The following is a 15,640-nucleotide window of genomic DNA, read 5'->3' as shown; positions in this document are numbered from 1 at the left end:
ACGCGGGGCGCGCCGACCAATCGAGAGTGACACCATGTACAACCTCCCTGATGATCACGGCCATTTCGGCCCGTATGGCGGCGTGTTCGTCGCCGAGACGCTGATTCACGCGCTGGACGAACTGCGCGCCGCGTATGACAAATTCCGGAACGACCCCGATTTCGTCGCCGAATACGAGCGCGAACTGAAGCACTTCGTCGGCCGTCCGTCGCCGATCTATCACGCGCAGCGCTGGAGCGAGACGCTCGGCGGCGCGCAGATCTACCTGAAGCGCGAAGACCTGAACCACACCGGCGCGCACAAGATCAACAACGTGATCGGCCAGGCGCTGCTCGCGAAGCGCATGGGCAAGAAGCGCGTGATCGCCGAGACGGGCGCCGGCCAGCACGGCGTCGCCACGGCGACCATCTGCGCGCGCTTCGGGATGGAGTGCATCGTCTACATGGGCGCCGAGGACGTGCGCCGCCAGGCCGCGAACGTCTACCGGATGAAGCTGCTCGGCGCGACGGTCGTGCCGGTCGAATCGGGTTCGCGCACGCTGAAGGACGCGCTGAACGAAGCGATGCGCGACTGGGTCACGAACATCGAAAGCACGTTCTACATCATCGGCACGGTCGCGGGCCCGCACCCGTATCCGGCGATGGTGCGCGACTTCCAGCGCGTGATCGGCGACGAGTGCAAGGTGCAGATGCCGGAACTCGCCGGCCGGCAGCCGGACGCGGTGATTGCATGCGTCGGCGGCGGCTCGAACGCGATGGGCATCTTCTATCCGTATATCGACGACACGTCGGTGCAGCTGATCGGCGTCGAAGCGGCCGGCGACGGCCTCGACACCGGCCGTCACGCGGCGTCGCTGATCGCCGGCAGCCCCGGCGTGCTGCACGGCAACCGCACGTACCTGCTGCAGGACGACGACGGCCAGATCATCGAGACGCATTCGGTGTCGGCCGGCCTCGACTATCCGGGTGTCGGCCCCGAGCACGCATGGCTGAAGGACAGCGGCCGCGCGCAATACGTGCCGATCACCGACGAAGAGGCGCTGAAGGCGTTCCACGACTGTTGCCGGATCGAGGGGATCATCCCCGCGCTCGAGTCGAGCCACGCGATCGCGTATGGCGTGAAGCTCGCGCCGACGTTGCCGAAGGACAAGATCCTGCTCGTCAACCTGTCGGGCCGGGGCGACAAGGACATGCACACGGTCGCCGAGCGATCGGGCATCGCGCTCTGACCGACCGATGCGTGACCTGATCGAAGAACCAGGCGGCGGCGCCGCGAGCGAAGCGGAGGCGGGGCAGCCCGCCGTCGCCGTGCCGTGCGCACTGCCGTCCGGGATCGAACTGCACAACCGCGATTTCATGACCGAAGCCGCGCGCCTGCCGGATGCGTCGATCGACCTGATCGTCGCCGATCCGCCGTACGGGCTCGGCAAGGACTACGGCAACGACTCGGACAAGCGTTCGGGCGACGACTTTCTCGCGTGGACGCGCGAGTGGCTCGAGCTCGCGATTCCGAAGCTCAAGCCGAGCGGGTCGATGTACATCTTCTGCACGTGGCAGTACGCGCCGGAAATCTTCAGCTTCCTGAAGACGCAACTCACGATGGTCAACGAGATCATCTGGGACCGGCGCGTGCCGAGCATGGGCGGCACGACGCGCCGTTTCACGTCGGTGCACGACAACATCGGCTTTTTCGCGGTTTCCAAAGCGTATTACTTCGATCTCGATCCGGTCCGCATTCCGTACGACGCCGACACGAAGAAGGCCCGCTCGCGCAAGCTGTTCGAAGGCAGCAAGTGGCTGGAGATGGGCTACAACCCGAAGGACGTCTGGTCGGTCTCGCGCCTGCATCGGCAGCACGCGGAGCGCGTCGATCATCCGACCCAGAAGCCGCTGGAAATCATCGAGCGGATGGTGCTCGCAAGCTGCCCGCCGGGCGGCCGCGTGCTCGATCCGTTCATGGGCAGCGGCACGACCGCGGTGGCCTGCGCACGGCAGGGGCGCGACTTCGTCGGCTACGAGATCAATGAAAGTTATTGCGCGATCGCGCACGAGCGCGTGAACGCGCTCGCCGCGCAGGCGTGCGCGTGAGTCGCGCCGCCGCAATGCCGATCGCAACTAGGAAAATTGCCATGTCCACCCGTATCCAGCAGACCTTCGCCGCACTCGCCGAACAAGGCCGCAAGGGCCTGATCCCGTTCATCACGGCCGGCGACCCCGATCCCGCGAAGACCGTCGAGTTCATGCACGCGCTCGCCGAAGGCGGCGCCGACGTGATCGAGCTCGGCGTGCCGTTCTCGGACCCGATGGCCGACGGCCCGGTGATCCAGCGCTCGTCGGAGCGCGCGCTCGCGCGCGGCGTCACGCTCAAGAGCGTGCTCGCCGACGTGAAGCGCTTCCGCGACACCAACCAGACGACCCCCGTCGTGCTGATGGGCTATGCGAACCCGATCGAGCGGATGGGCGTCGACGCGTTCGCGGCTCAAGCGCAGGCAGCCGGCGTCGACGGCGTGCTCGTGGTCGACTATCCGCCCGAGGAAGCCGGCGTGTTCGCCGAGAAAATGCGTGCCGCGCAGATCGATCCGATCTTCCTGCTCGCCCCGACGTCGACCGACGAGCGCATCGCCGACGTGGGCAAGATCGCGAGCGGCTACGTGTATTACGTGTCGCTCAAGGGCGTGACCGGCGCCGGAAATCTGGATGTTTCGAGCATTGCGGGTAAAATCCCGGCCATCAAGTCGCGCGTGCCGGTTCCGGTGGGCGTCGGCTTCGGCATCCGCGACGCCGAAACGGCGCGCGCGGTGGCCGAAGTGTCGGACGCCGTCGTGATCGGCAGCCGCCTGGTGCAGCTGCTCGAGAGCGCCGCGCCGGAAGGCGCCGCCGCCGCGCTGAAGACATTCATCGCCGAGCTGCGCGCCGCCCTGGACGGCGCCGGCAAGACGGCGCGATAAACACAACACAGGCGGCGGGAACGGGCCGGTCGGCCCGCCCCGCCACGGAACAGGAAACCATACACGATGAGCTGGCTCGACAAACTGTTGCCGCCGAAGATCAAGCAGACCGACCCGAAAAGCCGCAAGGGCATTCCGGAAGGCCTGTGGGTCAAATGCCCGTCCTGCGAGGCCGTGCTGTACCGCAACGACGTGGACGCGAACCTGCATGTGTGCCCGAAGTGCGATCACCACATGCGCATCGGCGCGCGCGAGCGCCTCGACGGGCTGCTCGATCCGGAAGGCCGCTATGAAATCGGCCAGGAAATCGTGCCGGTCGACTCGCTGAAGTTCAAGGACAGCCGCAAGTACCCCGATCGTCTGAAGGAAGCGATGGACGAGACCGGCGAGACCGACGCGATGGTCGTGATGGGCGGGGCGATCCATACGCTGCCCGTGGTCGCGGCCTGTTTCGAGTTCTCGTTCATGGGCGGCTCGATGGGTTCGGTCGTCGGCGAGCGCTTCGCGCGCGGCGCGCAGAACGCGCTGGAACAGCACGTGCCGTTCATCTGCTTCACGGCGTCGGGCGGCGCACGGATGCAGGAAAGCCTGCTGTCGCTGATGCAGATGGCCAAGACCACCGCGATGCTGACCAAGCTGGCCGAAGCCAAGCTGCCGTTCATCTCGGTGCTGACCGATCCGACGATGGGCGGCGTGTCGGCGAGCTTCGCGTTCCTCGGCGACGTCGTGATCGCTGAGCCGAAGGCGCTGATCGGCTTCGCCGGCCCGCGCGTGATCGAGCAGACGGTTCGCGAGAAGCTGCCGGAAGGCTTCCAGCGCGCGGAATTCCTGCTGACGACGGGCGCGATCGACATGATCGTCGACCGCCGCAAGATGCGCGACGAGATCGCGCAGCTGCTCGCGCTGCTGCAGCGACAGCCGGCCGACGCGCTGGCCTGATCGGCGCGGCGTTGTGACCTGCGCGCGTCGCCCGGCTGAACCGCCGGGCGGCGCGTTTCGTTTTTTGGCGTAGTGGCGGTACCGATTCAGATTTGATCCGATGAGCACTTTTCCCACTCTCGACGCGTGGCTTTCGCATCTCGAACGCGCGCACCCGGTCGGCATCGACATGGGCCTCACCCGCATCGGGCAGGTCAAGGCGGCGCTGCAGCTCGAATTCGCGTGCCCCGTGATCACGGTCGGCGGCACGAACGGCAAGGGCTCGACCTGCGCGTTCCTCGAGGCGATCCTCGTTCACGCGGGCTACAAGGTCGGTTGCCACACGTCGCCGCACCTGCTCGAATTCGCCGAGCGCGCACGCGTGAACGGCCAGCAGGTCAGCGATGCCGATCTGCTGCCGCACTTCGAGGCCGTCGAAGCGGCGCGCACGTCGCTGCCCGAGCCGGTGTCGCTCACGTACTTCGAATTCACGACGCTCGCGATCCTGCACCTGTTCGCGTCGCGCGGGCTCGACGTCGTGATCCTCGAAGTCGGCCTCGGCGGCCGGCTCGACGCGGTCAACATCATCGATACCGACTGCGCGATCGTCACGAGCATCGACATCGACCACACCGAATACCTCGGCGACACGCGCGAGAAGATCGCGTTCGAGAAGGCCGGCATCTTCCGCGCGGGCAAGCCGGCGATCTGCGGCGATCCTGCCGTGCCGAACACGCTGATCGACCATGCCGCCGCGATCGGTGCGGACCTGTGGCTGGTCGGTCGCGATTTTCGCTATGAAGCGCAGCCGGGCGCGGAGCGCCAGCAATGGAGCTACCTCGGCCGCGACAAGCGCTATCCGGCGCTCGCGTACCCGGCGCTGCGCGGCGCGAATCAGCTGATCAATGCGTCGGCCGCGCTGGCCGCGCTCGAGGCGCTGCGCCCGGTGCTGCCGGTGTCCGCGCAGGACATCCGGCTCGGGCTCGCGAACGTCGAGCTGCCGGGGCGCTTTCAGGTGCTGCCCGGCAAGCCGGCGATCGTGCTCGACGTCGCACACAACCCGCATGCGGCAGCCGTGCTCGAGCAGAACCTCGGCAACATGGGCTTCTTCCCGTACACGTACGCGGTGTTCGGCGCGATGCACGACAAGGACATCGACGGCGTGCTGCGGCACCTGGCGGGGGAGGTCGACCACTGGTGCGTGACCGACCTGCCGCTGCCGCGCGCGGCGAGTGCGGAGCAGCTCGAAGCCGCGCTGCGCAAGGCCGGCGTGGAAGACGGGCCCGATTCGAGCGTCACGCGGTTCGCGTCGCCGGCGGAAGCATTTCGAGATGCACTAAAAAGAGCATCCGAGAATGATAGAATCGTGGTTTTCGGCAGTTTCCATACGGTGGCCGGTGTGATGGCCTACCGGAAATCGCAGCAACACTGACTGTCGGGCAGTTTCGGACTCAGCCATTCATGGGAATTTTCTCGTTCGGCAAGAAAGACGACGACGCGCCCACCCGGCGCGGCGGTCGTACCGGGGCCTCCCGGAACGTGCGCACGGAGCGCACTGAACGCGTCGAGCGACGCACGCGCCGCACCGAGCGTCCGGAATCGGACGCACTGCTTCTCGATCCGACCCTTCCTGAAAAGCAACGCGCCCGCCGGCGTCTCGTCGGCGCGATCGCGCTCGTCGTCGGCGCGGTGATCGTGCTGCCGATGGTGCTCGATTCGCACCCGAAGCCGGTGACGGACGACATCGCGATCGATATTCCGAACCGGCCTGCGCATCAGGCGGTCGCGCCGCGTGACGACGACGCGGCCGACGTGCAGGCGGGCGTCGCGCACGACGAGCCGCCGGCCTCCGATGTCGCGGTGGCGGCCGCGCCCGCACCGGCGCCGAAGGAAGCGGCCAAGCCGGCCGCGAAACCCGTTGCCACGACCTCGACGACCTCGACGACCACCGCGAGCGTGACGCCGCCGAAGCCCGCTGCGAAGCCGGCCGCCCCGGCCGCGAAGCCGGTCGCGCCGAAGCCGGCGCCGGCACCCGCGACGGTCGCGAACGCCGACGCCTCAGCCGACAGCGGCGACGTGTCGTCGCCCGCATCGCCGGCCGGCGCGCGCTTCGCGGTGCAGCTCGGTTCGTTCAAGGACGACACGACGGCCCGTTCGTGGGCCACCAAGTTGAAATCGGCGGGTGTGCCCGCATATGTCGAGCATCGCAAGCAGGCGGACGGCAGCACGGCTACACTGCTGCGTGCCGGCCCGTTTGCGGATCGCGCGGCGGCGTCAGCCGCGATCGCGAAGGTGCGCGAAGCCGGACTGACGCAGTAACGTGCGATGCTAACGGCTTTCGACTACGCTGTATTGGCGGTAATCGCGTTGTCTGCGCTGCGTGGCGCATGGCGCGGTTTCGTCTCGGAGATTTTCGGGTTGATCGGCTGGATCGTGGCGGTCGTGATCGCCGCGCGCTACGTCGGGCTGGTGGTGCCGTACATTCCGGCGAACTGGCCGGGCGGCGCGCTCACCCAATGGGTGCTCGCGTTCGCGCTGATCGTGATCGGCGTCGTGTTCGTCGCGGGTGTCGCGAACGCGCTGTTGTCGCGGATCGCGCAGGCGACGGGCCTCGGTGGAGTCGATCGCTCGCTGGGCATGATGTTCGGGCTCGTCCGCGGCTGCGTGCTGGTGGTGCTGCTGGTCGCGGCGGCCGGGCTGACCGAATTGCCCAAACAGGATTTCTGGCGCAATGCGCTCTTGCGTCCTTTCGCCGAACAGGGCGTGCACGAGCTGAAGCAGCTCCTGCCCGACGGCATGGCCCAGTACGTGCGCGTGTGACGCCGCGGCCGGGCAGGACGGAACCGATTTTGTCATCTTGAAGGACATGCCATGTGCGGCATCGTAGGTGTTATCTCCCAATCCCCCGTCAATCAGCTGATCTATGACAGCCTGCTGCTGCTGCAGCATCGCGGTCAGGACGCAGCGGGCATCGCGACGGCGGACGGCAGCAATTTCCACATGTACAAGGCGAACGGCATGGTGCGCGACGTGTTCCGCACGCGCAACATGCGCAGCCTGCCCGGCACCTTCGGCATCGGCCAGGTCCGCTATCCGACGGCCGGCTCGGCGTCGAGCGAAGCCGAGGCGCAGCCGTTCTACGTGAACGCGCCGTTCGGGATCATCCTCGCGCACAACGGCAACCTGACGAACTGGGAACAGCTGAAGGACGAGATGTTCCGGATCGATCGCCGGCACATCAACACCAATTCCGACAGCGAAGTGCTGCTCAACGTGTTCGCGCACGAGCTGCAACTGTCGACCACCGGCCTCGAGCTCGATCCGGCTGCCGTATTCAAGGCGGTCGCGGGCGTGCATCGCCGCCTGGAGGGTTCGTACGCGATCGTGTCGCTGATCGCCGGCTACGGCCTGCTCGCGTTCCGCGATCCGTTCGGCATCCGCCCGCTGTGCCTCGGCAAGCTCGAAACCGAACACGGCACCGAATGGATGGTCGCGTCGGAGTCGGTGGCGGTCGAAGGCATCGGTTTCGAATTCGTGCGCGACGTGCAGCCGGGCGAAGCGATCTTCATCGACAAGGCCGGCAACTTCCACAGCCAGCAATGCGCGGAGCAGCCGACGCTGAATCCGTGCATGTTCGAGTACGTGTATCTCGCCCGTCCGGATTCGTGCCTCGACGGCGTGCCCGTCTACAACGTGCGCCTGCGCATGGGCGACTACCTCGCCGAGAAGATCAAGCGCGAGCTGCCGAACGTGCCGATCGACGTCGTGATGCCGATTCCCGATTCGTCGCGTCCGGCCGCGATGCAGGTCGCCGCGAAGCTCGGCGTCGAGTATCGCGAAGGCTTCTTCAAGAACCGCTACGTCGGCCGTACCTTCATCATGCCGGGCCAGGCCGTGCGCAAGAAGTCGGTGCGCCAGAAGCTCAATGCGATGAGCATCGAGTTCAAGGACAAGAACGTGCTGATCGTCGACGATTCGATCGTGCGCGGCACCACCTCGCACGAGATCGTGCAGATGGCGCGCGATGCGGGCGCGAAGTCGGTGATCTTCGCGTCGGCGGCGCCGCCGGTGAAGTTCCCGAACGTGTACGGCATCGACATGCCGACGCGCGGCGAGCTGGTTGCACACGGTCGCACCGACGAAGAAGTCGCGAAGATCATCGGCGCCGACCACCTGATCTACCAGGACGTCGACGACCTGCGCCGCGCGGTGCGCGACATCAACCCGAAGCTCGAACGCTTCGAGGCGTCGTGCTTCGACGGCAACTACATCACCGGCGCCGTGACGCCCGAGTACCTCGATGCGATCGAGCGTGCACGCCTCGCACCGGCGTCGCAGGCCGATCGCGACACGGCCGGCGACACCGCGCGTTCGCAGATGAACCTGCAACTGTCGGTCGAGTGATGCCGGCGCACGCTTCCGACGAAGCGTGCTAGGATGTGGCCTTGCGTCGATTTGATTCAGCTTGCGGACGCGGGGCGACTTCCCAAAACAGCTAAAGCGAAGGCCGGCGAAAGCCGGCCCGAGTCGATCGCTGTCGTACCGCACCGAAGCCCGCTGATGCCGACGCATAGCGGGCTTTTTGTTTTGGCCTGGTTTTTGGCTGGGTTCGCGCCCGATGTATGACTGGCGGCGCGCCCTTCGAATACGGAAAACGGAACATGGACGACTCCCTCAATTTCGACACGCTCGCCGTGCGCGCGGGCACGCTGCGCAGCAGCGACTTCAACGAGCACTCGGAAGCGCTGTTCCTCACGTCGAGCTTCTGCTTCAAGAGCGCGGCCGAGGCCGCCGAGCGCTTCGCGAATTCGGAAGACTATTTCACCTATTCGCGCTTCACGAACCCGACCGTCACCATGTTCCAGGATCGTCTCGCCGCGCTCGAAGGCGGCGAGGCCTGCATCGCGACGGCGTCGGGCATGGCCGCGATCATGTCGGTCGTGATGTCGGCACTCCAGGCAGGCGATCACCTCGTCAGCTCGCGCAGCCTGTTCGGCTCGACGCTCGGGATGTTCTCGCAGATCTTCAGCAAGTTCGGCATCACGACGACCTTCGTCGACCCGACCGACCTGAACGCATGGCAGGAAGCGGTGCGGCCCGAAACGAAGATGTTCTTCCTCGAAACGCCGTCGAACCCGCTGACCGAACTCGCCGACATCGAGGCGATCGGCAAGATCGCGAAGGCGGCGAACGCGCTGTTCGTCGTCGACAACTGTTTCTGCAGCCCGGTGCTGCAGCAGCCGCTGAAGCTCGGCGCGGACGTCGTGATGCACTCGGCGACGAAGTTCCTCGACGGGCAGGGCCGCGTGCTCGGCGGCGCGCTGGTCGGCTCGAAGGCATTCATCATGGGCAAGGTGTTCCCGTTCGTGCGCAGCGCGGGCCCGACGTTGTCGGCGTTCAACGCGTGGGTGCTGCTGAAGGGGATGGAGACGCTGTCGCTGCGCGTCGAGAAGCAGTCGGCGAACGCGCTGGAAATCGCGCGCTGGCTCGATTCGCATCCGGCCGTCGCGCGCGTGTTCTATCCGGGGCTCGAATCGCATCCGCAGCATGAGCTCGCGAAGCGCCAGCAGAAGGCGGGCGGCGCGATCGTCTCGTTCGAGCTGAAGGGCGACACGCCGGAGCAGCAGCGCGCGAACGCGTGGCGCGTGATCGACAGCACGAAGCTGATCTCGATCACCGGCAACCTCGGCGACACGCGCACGACGATCACGCATCCGGCGACGACGACGCACGCGCGCATCACGCCGGAAGCGCGAGCGGCCGCGGGCATCACCGAAGGGCTGATCCGCCTCGCGGTCGGCCTGGAGGATGCGGGCGACCTGCGCCGCGATCTCACGCGCGGCCTCGAGGGCTGAGCGCGGCGGCAGGTTTTTTCACGGCCGACATGACAACGGGCCGCTCGACAGAGCGGCCCGTTGTCTTTTGGGCGGTGTGACTCGTGCGTTGCCGGAATCAGCCGGCCTGCCCGGTGGGCTGCGGCACGTCGCGCATCGCTTCCATCATCCAGCGCAGCGTGTCGTCGAGCGGCGTCACGGGCAGTTCGCCCACCGCGCGCCGCAGCTTGTCGCGCGATCCGCTCAGGCGCTTGACCTCATTGTGCCGCACGAAACGCGGATCGATCGTCACGTCGATCACGTAGCCGGCGATCCGCGACAGCATCGCCAGCACTTCCTTCAGCGAATACGCGCGCTCCGAGCAGACGTTGAACGTCTCGCCGGCCGGGGCCGCCTCGAGCAGCTTCAGGTAGGCGGCCGTCACGTCGCGCACGTCGGAGAAATCGCGGCTCACGTCGAGATTGCCGAGCGAGATGCGCGGCGCATTGCGCGCATAGTGCGACACGAGCTTCGGCAGCAGATAAGCATCGTCCTGGCCGACGCCGGTGTAGTTGAACGGCCGCGCGATCACGATCGGCAGCTGGTCGGCCCACAGCTTCGCCGCGTATTCCATCGCGAGCTTGCTGACCGCGTAGTCGTTCGCGGGCGCGGGCGGGGTCGCTTCGTCGAGCACGCCGGCCGTCGAATTGCCGTAGACGTTCGCGCTGCTGGCGAGCAGGACCGCCGACGGACGGTGGTCGAGGCCCGCGAGCGCGGCCAGCAGGTTGCGCGTGCCGACGATGTTGACCGCGTAGGTCTGCGACGGCTCGTCCTGCGCGACATGCGCACGCGCGGCGAGATGCACGACCGCATCGGGCCGCGCGTCGGCCGCCGCCGCGCGCATTGCGTTCGCGTCGAGCAGGTCGACCGGCAGCAGCGTGCAGTTCGCGAACGCCGGATCGTCCGGCCGCGCCGCGCCGGGCGCCACGGTGCCCCACACGTCGTAACCGGCGGCTTCGAGGCGCTGCGCCATGTAACGGCCGGTGAAGCCCGTCAGGCCCGTGACGAACGCACGGCGCGACGGGCGTCCGGCTTCAGTACGTGTCATGGTGACGATTCCGCGTCAGATCGGCTTCGACCATCATCTGGCAGAGCTGCTCGAGCGTCGTCTCCGGCGCCCAGCCCAGCTTGCTTTTTGCCTTGTCCGCGCAGCCGATCAGCAGGTCGACTTCGGCGGGGCGGTAGAACTTCGGGTTCACTTCGACAAGCACGTTGCCGTTCGACGCGTCGATGCCGCGTTCCTGCTCGCCCTTGCCGGTCCATTCGAGCTGGTAGCCGGCGGCCGCGAACGCCATCCGCACGAAGTCGCGCACGGTTTCGGTGCGATTGGTCGCGAGCACGTAGGTATCGGGTTCGTCGACCTGCAGCATCCGCCACATCCCTTCGACGTACTCGAGCGCGAAGCCCCAGTCGCGCTTCGCGTCGAGGTTGCCGAGCTCGAGCTTGGTCGCCTTGCCGAGCCGGATCTTCGCGACGGTGTCGGTGATCTTGCGCGTGACGAACTCGCGGCCGCGCAGCGGCGATTCGTGGTTGAACAGGATGCCGCTGCAGCCGAACAGGTCGTAGGACTCGCGGTAGTTCACGGTCATCCAGTGCGCGTACAGCTTCGCGACTCCGTACGGGCTGCGCGGGTAGAACGCGGTCGTTTCCGTCTGCGGGATCGCCTGCACCTTGCCGAACATTTCGGACGTCGACGCCTGGTAGAAGCGCGTCTTCGGGCTCACCACGCGAATCGCCTCGAGCAGGTTCAGCGGGCCGATGCCGGTGACTTCGGCGGTCGTCGCCGGCTGGTCGAACGACACGCCGACGAAGCTCTGCGCGGCCAGGTTGTACAGCTCGTCGGGTTGCGTGCGTTCGAGCAATCGCAGGCTGGAGCCGGCATCCGTCAGGTCGTGCTCGACGAGCGACAGGTTCGGGTGCGTGTCGACGCCGAGTTCGGCGATGCGCCAGAAGTTCACCGAGCTGGTGCGGCGGTAGGTGCCCGTGACCTCGTAGCCCTTGTCGAGCAGCAGCTTGGTCAGATAGGCGCCGTCCTGCCCCGTGATCCCCGTGATGATGGCCTTCTTGCGGTTTTGGCTCATGGCAATGTCCTGGTCGAAACGATGGATTGAGAAAGTCAGGCGGTCGTGCGCGCGGCGGCGGGCAGCGTGTTGCGCGCCGGGCCGCGTGTCAGGCGTCGCTCGAAGCCGTACCAGCTGAGGGTGGCGTAGGCGAGCGTGATCGCGAGCGCGAGCGCGGCCGTGACGAAGCGGTTCAGGTGCAGCGGCCAGAGCGCATACAGCACGCTCAGGTGAATCAGGTAGACGGTGTAGCTGACGGTGCCGACGTACACGAGCAGCGGGTTGGTCAGCACGCGTTGCACGAGGCCGCGTCCGCGCAGCGCGATCACGACGATCGACGTGCACAGCAGCAGCGAGATGCTGTAGAGCGCGGCGTTCGAGATCGGCGTGTTCGCCGCGCGGAAACGCGGGAACGACAGGTGCAGCCAGCCGAGGATCGCGAGCGACACGAGCGCGCCGACGATCGCGAGCGGATAGAACGGGTCCAGCGCGCGCCGGTCGCGGCGCAGCACGATCGCGAGCAGTGCGCCCGCGGCGAGCAGGTCCATCCGGAACGGCGTCAGGTAGTAGATCGGCCAGAACGAATCGAACCACGGCGTCGCGATCGCGCGCAGCACGGGCGCCGCGACGATCAGCGCGGCGGCGATCCACAGCAGCGCGCGCTCCGAACACCACAGCACGACGAACGGCCAGAAGATGTAGAACTGCTCCTCGACGGCGAGCGACCATAGCACATTCAGGCTGTCGTGCCCGATGCTGCCGAGCGACAGCCCGATGTTGGTCGAGAAGAACGCGAACCACGGCCAGTGCGGCAGCCAGCTCGCGCCGAACAGCAGCGTCGACACGACGAGCAGCAGCACGTACGGCGGCAGGATCCGGCGCACGCGGCGCGCGTAGAAGTGACTGAAGTACGACTGCCCGCGAGCCTTGCGATCGAGCAGGATGCCCGTGATCAGCAGGCCGCTCAGCACGAAGAACAGGTCGACGCCCATCCACAGGGGCGCCTTCAGCGCGTGTTGCAGGAACACGGCGCCGACGGCGATCGCGCGCAGCCCGTCGAGCTGCACGATGCGGCCGTGTTGCGGCGGGGCGAGGTCGGCGGTGCGCGAGATGCCCGTCATCGCGCCGCTCCTTCGCGACGCGCGGCCGGTGCCGTGGCGCGTCGTGCATCCGATGCGTGAACGTAATCCATGCGTTTGAATGAAATATTGAATCGAAATCGATTCTAGGGAAAAGAAATCGGCAAAAAAACGCATGTCATTTATCCGGCCGAAAACCTTCGAATACCGGTCGTTTCAATCGCGGCATGAAAGGTTTGCAGGCCGGGTGCGCCGACGGGCGGGCCGGAGCGGCATTTTCTACGGATCGGCGCGTGAAAGGCGGTCGTTATTTCCGCTTTGCGGCGGCTATTTCGCGCTGTTCCGGTGCGATATTTCACGCGGAAACATCCCCAAATATTTCCAAATTTCTTGTGATTATTTTTGCTTGTAACCTGCATCGCGACGTTTGAAACCCATTTAGTGACAGGGCATCCGGGCACGCAGTCCGCCGTGGTGCCCCGTTGCTGTTGCATCGAGTCTGGAGAGCGCATTGCGACGTCTGATTCTGGTTGGCATGACGGTATGCGCGGCGCTGTCCGTGAGCGCCGCCCCGGCTGAAACCGTGTTGCCCGCGACCACGTCGTGGATCGGCAACACGTTCGGCTATGGCGACGGCAGCTGGACGCAGATCGACATTCGCGCGATCGCGGTGACGCCCGACGGCAAGGTGTATACGAACGCGCCGTGGGACGAGAGCGGCGCCGAGGCGAGCGTCTACCAGGACGGCAAGATGCTCGGCTTCGCCGGCGGCACGCACGGCTGGGGCAACCTCGGCGGCAACGCGGTCGCGGTGAATAGCAAGTATGCGTACGTCGCGATTGGCGTCGGCAACGAGCGCGGCCATCTGCAGTCGCCCGGCATCTGGCCGGACAAGGGCAAGCAGTGGTTCGGCATTTCGCGGCGCACGATCGGCGACATGAAGCAGCCGGCGCCGTTCCGCGCGGCGCCGCAGGTCGCGCCGGGCGGGCGTGCCGATGCCGGCCGCGCGCGGATGGCCGCGAGCTTCATGGTGATGAACGAGGTGGCAGCCCCCGCACGCTCGGAAGTGGGCGAGGCGAAGGCCGAAGTGGGCGGCCTCGCCGCGGACGACAAGACGCTGTTCGCGACGAACCCGTCGCATGACGAAGTCGACGTGTTCGACGCCGAGACGATGCAGAAGAAGGGCACGTGGAGTGCGCACGAGCCGGGCCGCATCGCGCTGGCCGGCGACGGCACGCTGTGGCTGCTCACCGACACCATCGGCGGGCCCGCGCGCCTCGTGCACGTGCGCGCGGACGGCCGCAAGCTCGACGACGCGCCCGCGCTGCCCGAAGGCACCGAAGCGGTGGACGTGGCGGTCGATGCGAAAGGACGCGTGCTGGTGGCGGACAACGGTGCGCGCCAGCAGGTGCTGATCTTCTCGAAAGGCGGCAAGGGCTATGCGCCGTCCGGCACGCTCGGCGAGCGCGGCGGGATCTTCGCGGGCCCGGTGCCGGGACGCCCGGGGCCGCAGCGCTTCAACGGGCTGACGGGCGTGGGCGTCGATCGCGCGGGCAACGTGTACGTGTCGATGAACGGCATCGGGCCGCGTCACGACACGATCGGCGCGGGGCTCGGCGCGGTGCTCGAGAGCTACACGCCGGACGGCAAGCTGCGCTGGCAGGTGCAGGGGCTGCTGTTCGTCGACGGCGCGTGGATCGATCCCGCCCGGCCGAACAGCGTGTATACGGGCAACAAGCGTTTCGAGCTCGACCTGTCGAAGCCGCCGGGCCAGGACTGGAAATACGCCGGATTCCTGTCGAACCGCTTCAAGTATCCGGACGATCCCGTGTTCCACACAGACCAGTATCCCGGCATGCCGTTCGCGCGGCGCGTGGACGGCCGCACGTTCCTGTACCTGACCGACATGTACGCCGACCACCTGAAGATCTACCGCTTCGACGCGAAGCGCGACGGCGAGGTCGCGATTCCGTCGGGGCTGATCGCGGGCCGCGCGCGGCCGGTCGACAAGGTGCCGAACAAGCCGCCGGGCGGCGACTGGCTGTGGCGCGACGCGAACGGAAACGGCCGGCTCGACGCCGACGAATTCACGATCAACACGACCGGCAAGGCGAAGGCGGGCGGCTGGGGCTGGTGGGTCGACACGAAGGGCGACATCTGGCGCACGAGCGACGTGCGCGGGATCCATCGCTTCGGCTACGGCGGCGTCGACAAGGCCGGCAACCCGATCTACTCGTACGACAAGGTCACGACCTATCCGATGCCGCAGCCGTTCACGCAGCTGCGCCGTTCGATCTACGAGCCGCAGACGGACACGCTGTACGTGACGGGCTACACGGCCGACGCGCCGCCGCAGCCGGGCATCAACAAGGAAGTCGGCCGCGTGCTGGTGCGCTTCGACAAGTGGTCGACCGGCTCGCCGGTCGTGCGCTACACGGTCGCGCTGCCGTGGCAGCTCGATGCGAAGCCGATCCTCGACCTGATCGGGATCACCGTCGAGGGCCACTACATCTTCACGGTGGAGCCGGTCGGCAAGATCCACGTGTATGACAAGGAAACCGGCAAGGAAGTCGGCGTGATGAGCCCGGGCGCCGAAGTCGGCAAGGCATCGGGCTGGGTCGACGTGCCGTTCGGCATCAGCGCGTTCCGGCGCGAAAACGGCGAATACCTGGTGTTCGTCGAGGAAGACGCGCGCGGCAAGGTGCTGATGTATCGCTGGAAACCGTGACGCGACGCACCGTCGTCGTCGCCGTCACACAAGGT

Annotated in this window: 14 protein-coding genes; 11 read left to right on the top strand and 3 right to left on the bottom strand. The window is 66.9% G+C overall.

What is annotated here, in order from left to right:
- Positions 1 to 34: 34 nt before the first annotated feature.
- The 9 genes from trpB to ABIC50_RS06820 all read left to right on the top strand — a co-directional run bounded on the left by trpB (position 35) and on the right by ABIC50_RS06820 (position 9,720).
- A complete protein-coding gene (trpB, locus tag ABIC50_RS06860; protein ID WP_165752797.1) occupies positions 35 to 1,228 on the top strand; it encodes a tryptophan synthase subunit beta in 1,194 nt (397 codons plus the stop codon).
- Positions 1,229 to 1,235: 7 nt separating this feature from the next.
- The gene (locus ABIC50_RS06855; protein WP_011658385.1) at positions 1,236 to 2,087 is read left to right on the top strand and encodes a DNA-methyltransferase; all 852 of its coding nucleotides are present in this window, start codon (positions 1,236 to 1,238) and stop codon (positions 2,085 to 2,087) included.
- Between the two features lie 41 nt (positions 2,088 to 2,128).
- Positions 2,129 to 2,947, top strand: a complete 819-nt coding sequence (gene trpA / locus ABIC50_RS06850) for a tryptophan synthase subunit alpha (protein WP_175706028.1) — start codon at positions 2,129 to 2,131, stop codon at positions 2,945 to 2,947.
- Between the two features lie 66 nt (positions 2,948 to 3,013).
- The gene (accD, locus tag ABIC50_RS06845; protein ID WP_006755101.1) at positions 3,014 to 3,886 is read left to right on the top strand and encodes an acetyl-CoA carboxylase, carboxyltransferase subunit beta; all 873 of its coding nucleotides are present in this window, start codon (positions 3,014 to 3,016) and stop codon (positions 3,884 to 3,886) included.
- A 100-nt stretch (positions 3,887 to 3,986) separates the two neighbouring features.
- On the top strand, positions 3,987 to 5,297 hold the full coding sequence (folC, locus tag ABIC50_RS06840; RefSeq protein ID WP_011658387.1) for a bifunctional tetrahydrofolate synthase/dihydrofolate synthase: 1,311 nt from the start codon (positions 3,987 to 3,989) through the stop codon (positions 5,295 to 5,297).
- Between the two features lie 29 nt (positions 5,298 to 5,326).
- Entirely contained in the window at positions 5,327 to 6,184 is an 858-nt protein-coding gene (locus ABIC50_RS06835) for an SPOR domain-containing protein (protein WP_354162580.1), read from the top strand.
- A gap of 6 nt (positions 6,185 to 6,190) precedes the next feature.
- Positions 6,191 to 6,685, top strand: a complete 495-nt coding sequence (locus tag ABIC50_RS06830; RefSeq protein ID WP_006755189.1) for a CvpA family protein — start codon at positions 6,191 to 6,193, stop codon at positions 6,683 to 6,685.
- 51 nt (positions 6,686 to 6,736) lie between these two features.
- Positions 6,737 to 8,269: an amidophosphoribosyltransferase gene (purF, locus tag ABIC50_RS06825; protein ID WP_011658389.1), complete on the top strand. Its 1,533-nt coding sequence runs from the start codon at positions 6,737 to 6,739 to the stop codon at positions 8,267 to 8,269.
- 257 nt (positions 8,270 to 8,526) lie between these two features.
- The gene (locus ABIC50_RS06820; RefSeq protein ID WP_041490157.1) at positions 8,527 to 9,720 is read left to right on the top strand and encodes an O-succinylhomoserine sulfhydrylase; all 1,194 of its coding nucleotides are present in this window, start codon (positions 8,527 to 8,529) and stop codon (positions 9,718 to 9,720) included.
- A 97-nt stretch (positions 9,721 to 9,817) separates the two neighbouring features.
- On the opposite strand, the gene ABIC50_RS06815 is transcribed toward ABIC50_RS06820, so the two are convergent.
- Genes ABIC50_RS06815 through ABIC50_RS06805 form a run of 3 tightly spaced genes read right to left on the bottom strand, consistent with a single transcriptional unit; the run spans position 9,818 to position 12,919 of the window.
- Positions 9,818 to 10,786 (bottom strand): NAD-dependent epimerase/dehydratase family protein, encoded by a 969-nt coding sequence (locus ABIC50_RS06815; RefSeq protein WP_354162578.1) that lies wholly within the window; start codon positions 10,784 to 10,786, stop codon positions 9,818 to 9,820.
- Complete coding sequence (gmd, locus tag ABIC50_RS06810) at positions 10,773 to 11,819, bottom strand: GDP-mannose 4,6-dehydratase (protein WP_006755185.1); 1,047 nt, start codon at positions 11,817 to 11,819, stop codon at positions 10,773 to 10,775. Before gmd ends, ABIC50_RS06815 begins: the two co-directional genes overlap by 14 nt.
- A gap of 35 nt (positions 11,820 to 11,854) precedes the next feature.
- A complete protein-coding gene (locus ABIC50_RS06805; RefSeq protein WP_165752801.1) occupies positions 11,855 to 12,919 on the bottom strand; it encodes an acyltransferase family protein in 1,065 nt (354 codons plus the stop codon).
- A gap of 185 nt (positions 12,920 to 13,104) precedes the next feature.
- Between ABIC50_RS06805 and ABIC50_RS06800 the strand changes: the two genes are divergently transcribed.
- Together ABIC50_RS06800 and ABIC50_RS06795 are read left to right on the top strand one after the other, a co-directional pair.
- Positions 13,105 to 13,308, top strand: a complete 204-nt coding sequence (locus ABIC50_RS06800; protein ID WP_354162575.1) for a hypothetical protein — start codon at positions 13,105 to 13,107, stop codon at positions 13,306 to 13,308.
- A 104-nt stretch (positions 13,309 to 13,412) separates the two neighbouring features.
- Positions 13,413 to 15,605, top strand: a complete 2,193-nt coding sequence (locus tag ABIC50_RS06795) for an NHL repeat-containing protein (RefSeq protein ID WP_354163645.1) — start codon at positions 13,413 to 13,415, stop codon at positions 15,603 to 15,605.
- Positions 15,606 to 15,640 lie beyond the last annotated feature (35 nt).

Source organism: Burkholderia sp. 567, assembly GCF_040545115.1.
GTDB classification, from domain to species: Bacteria; Pseudomonadota; Gammaproteobacteria; order Burkholderiales; family Burkholderiaceae; genus Burkholderia; species Burkholderia ambifaria.
The sequence above is the reverse complement of the archived record's forward strand: the minus strand, read 5'-3'. Positions and strand labels throughout refer to the sequence as shown.

Excerpts from the sequence above, each read along its gene's own strand:
- trpB (WP_165752797.1), top strand. The coding sequence starts at position 35 with ATGTACAACCTCCCTGATGATCACGGCCATTTCGGCCCGTATGGCGGC.
- ABIC50_RS06855 (WP_011658385.1), top strand. The coding sequence starts at position 1,236 with ATGCGTGACCTGATCGAAGAACCAGGCGGCGGCGCCGCGAGCGAAGCG.
- trpA (WP_175706028.1), top strand. The coding sequence starts at position 2,129 with ATGTCCACCCGTATCCAGCAGACCTTCGCCGCACTCGCCGAACAAGGC.
- accD (WP_006755101.1), top strand. The coding sequence starts at position 3,014 with ATGAGCTGGCTCGACAAACTGTTGCCGCCGAAGATCAAGCAGACCGAC.
- folC (WP_011658387.1), top strand. The coding sequence starts at position 3,987 with ATGAGCACTTTTCCCACTCTCGACGCGTGGCTTTCGCATCTCGAACGC.
- ABIC50_RS06835 (WP_354162580.1), top strand. The coding sequence starts at position 5,327 with ATGGGAATTTTCTCGTTCGGCAAGAAAGACGACGACGCGCCCACCCGG.
- ABIC50_RS06830 (WP_006755189.1), top strand. The coding sequence starts at position 6,191 with ATGCTAACGGCTTTCGACTACGCTGTATTGGCGGTAATCGCGTTGTCT.
- purF (WP_011658389.1), top strand. The coding sequence starts at position 6,737 with ATGTGCGGCATCGTAGGTGTTATCTCCCAATCCCCCGTCAATCAGCTG.
- ABIC50_RS06820 (WP_041490157.1), top strand. The coding sequence starts at position 8,527 with ATGGACGACTCCCTCAATTTCGACACGCTCGCCGTGCGCGCGGGCACG.
- ABIC50_RS06815 (WP_354162578.1), bottom strand. The coding sequence starts at position 10,786 with ATGACACGTACTGAAGCCGGACGCCCGTCGCGCCGTGCGTTCGTCACG.
- gmd (WP_006755185.1), bottom strand. The coding sequence starts at position 11,819 with ATGAGCCAAAACCGCAAGAAGGCCATCATCACGGGGATCACGGGGCAG.
- ABIC50_RS06805 (WP_165752801.1), bottom strand. The coding sequence starts at position 12,919 with ATGACGGGCATCTCGCGCACCGCCGACCTCGCCCCGCCGCAACACGGC.
- ABIC50_RS06800 (WP_354162575.1), top strand. The coding sequence starts at position 13,105 with ATGAAAGGTTTGCAGGCCGGGTGCGCCGACGGGCGGGCCGGAGCGGCA.
- ABIC50_RS06795 (WP_354163645.1), top strand. The coding sequence starts at position 13,413 with ATGACGGTATGCGCGGCGCTGTCCGTGAGCGCCGCCCCGGCTGAAACC.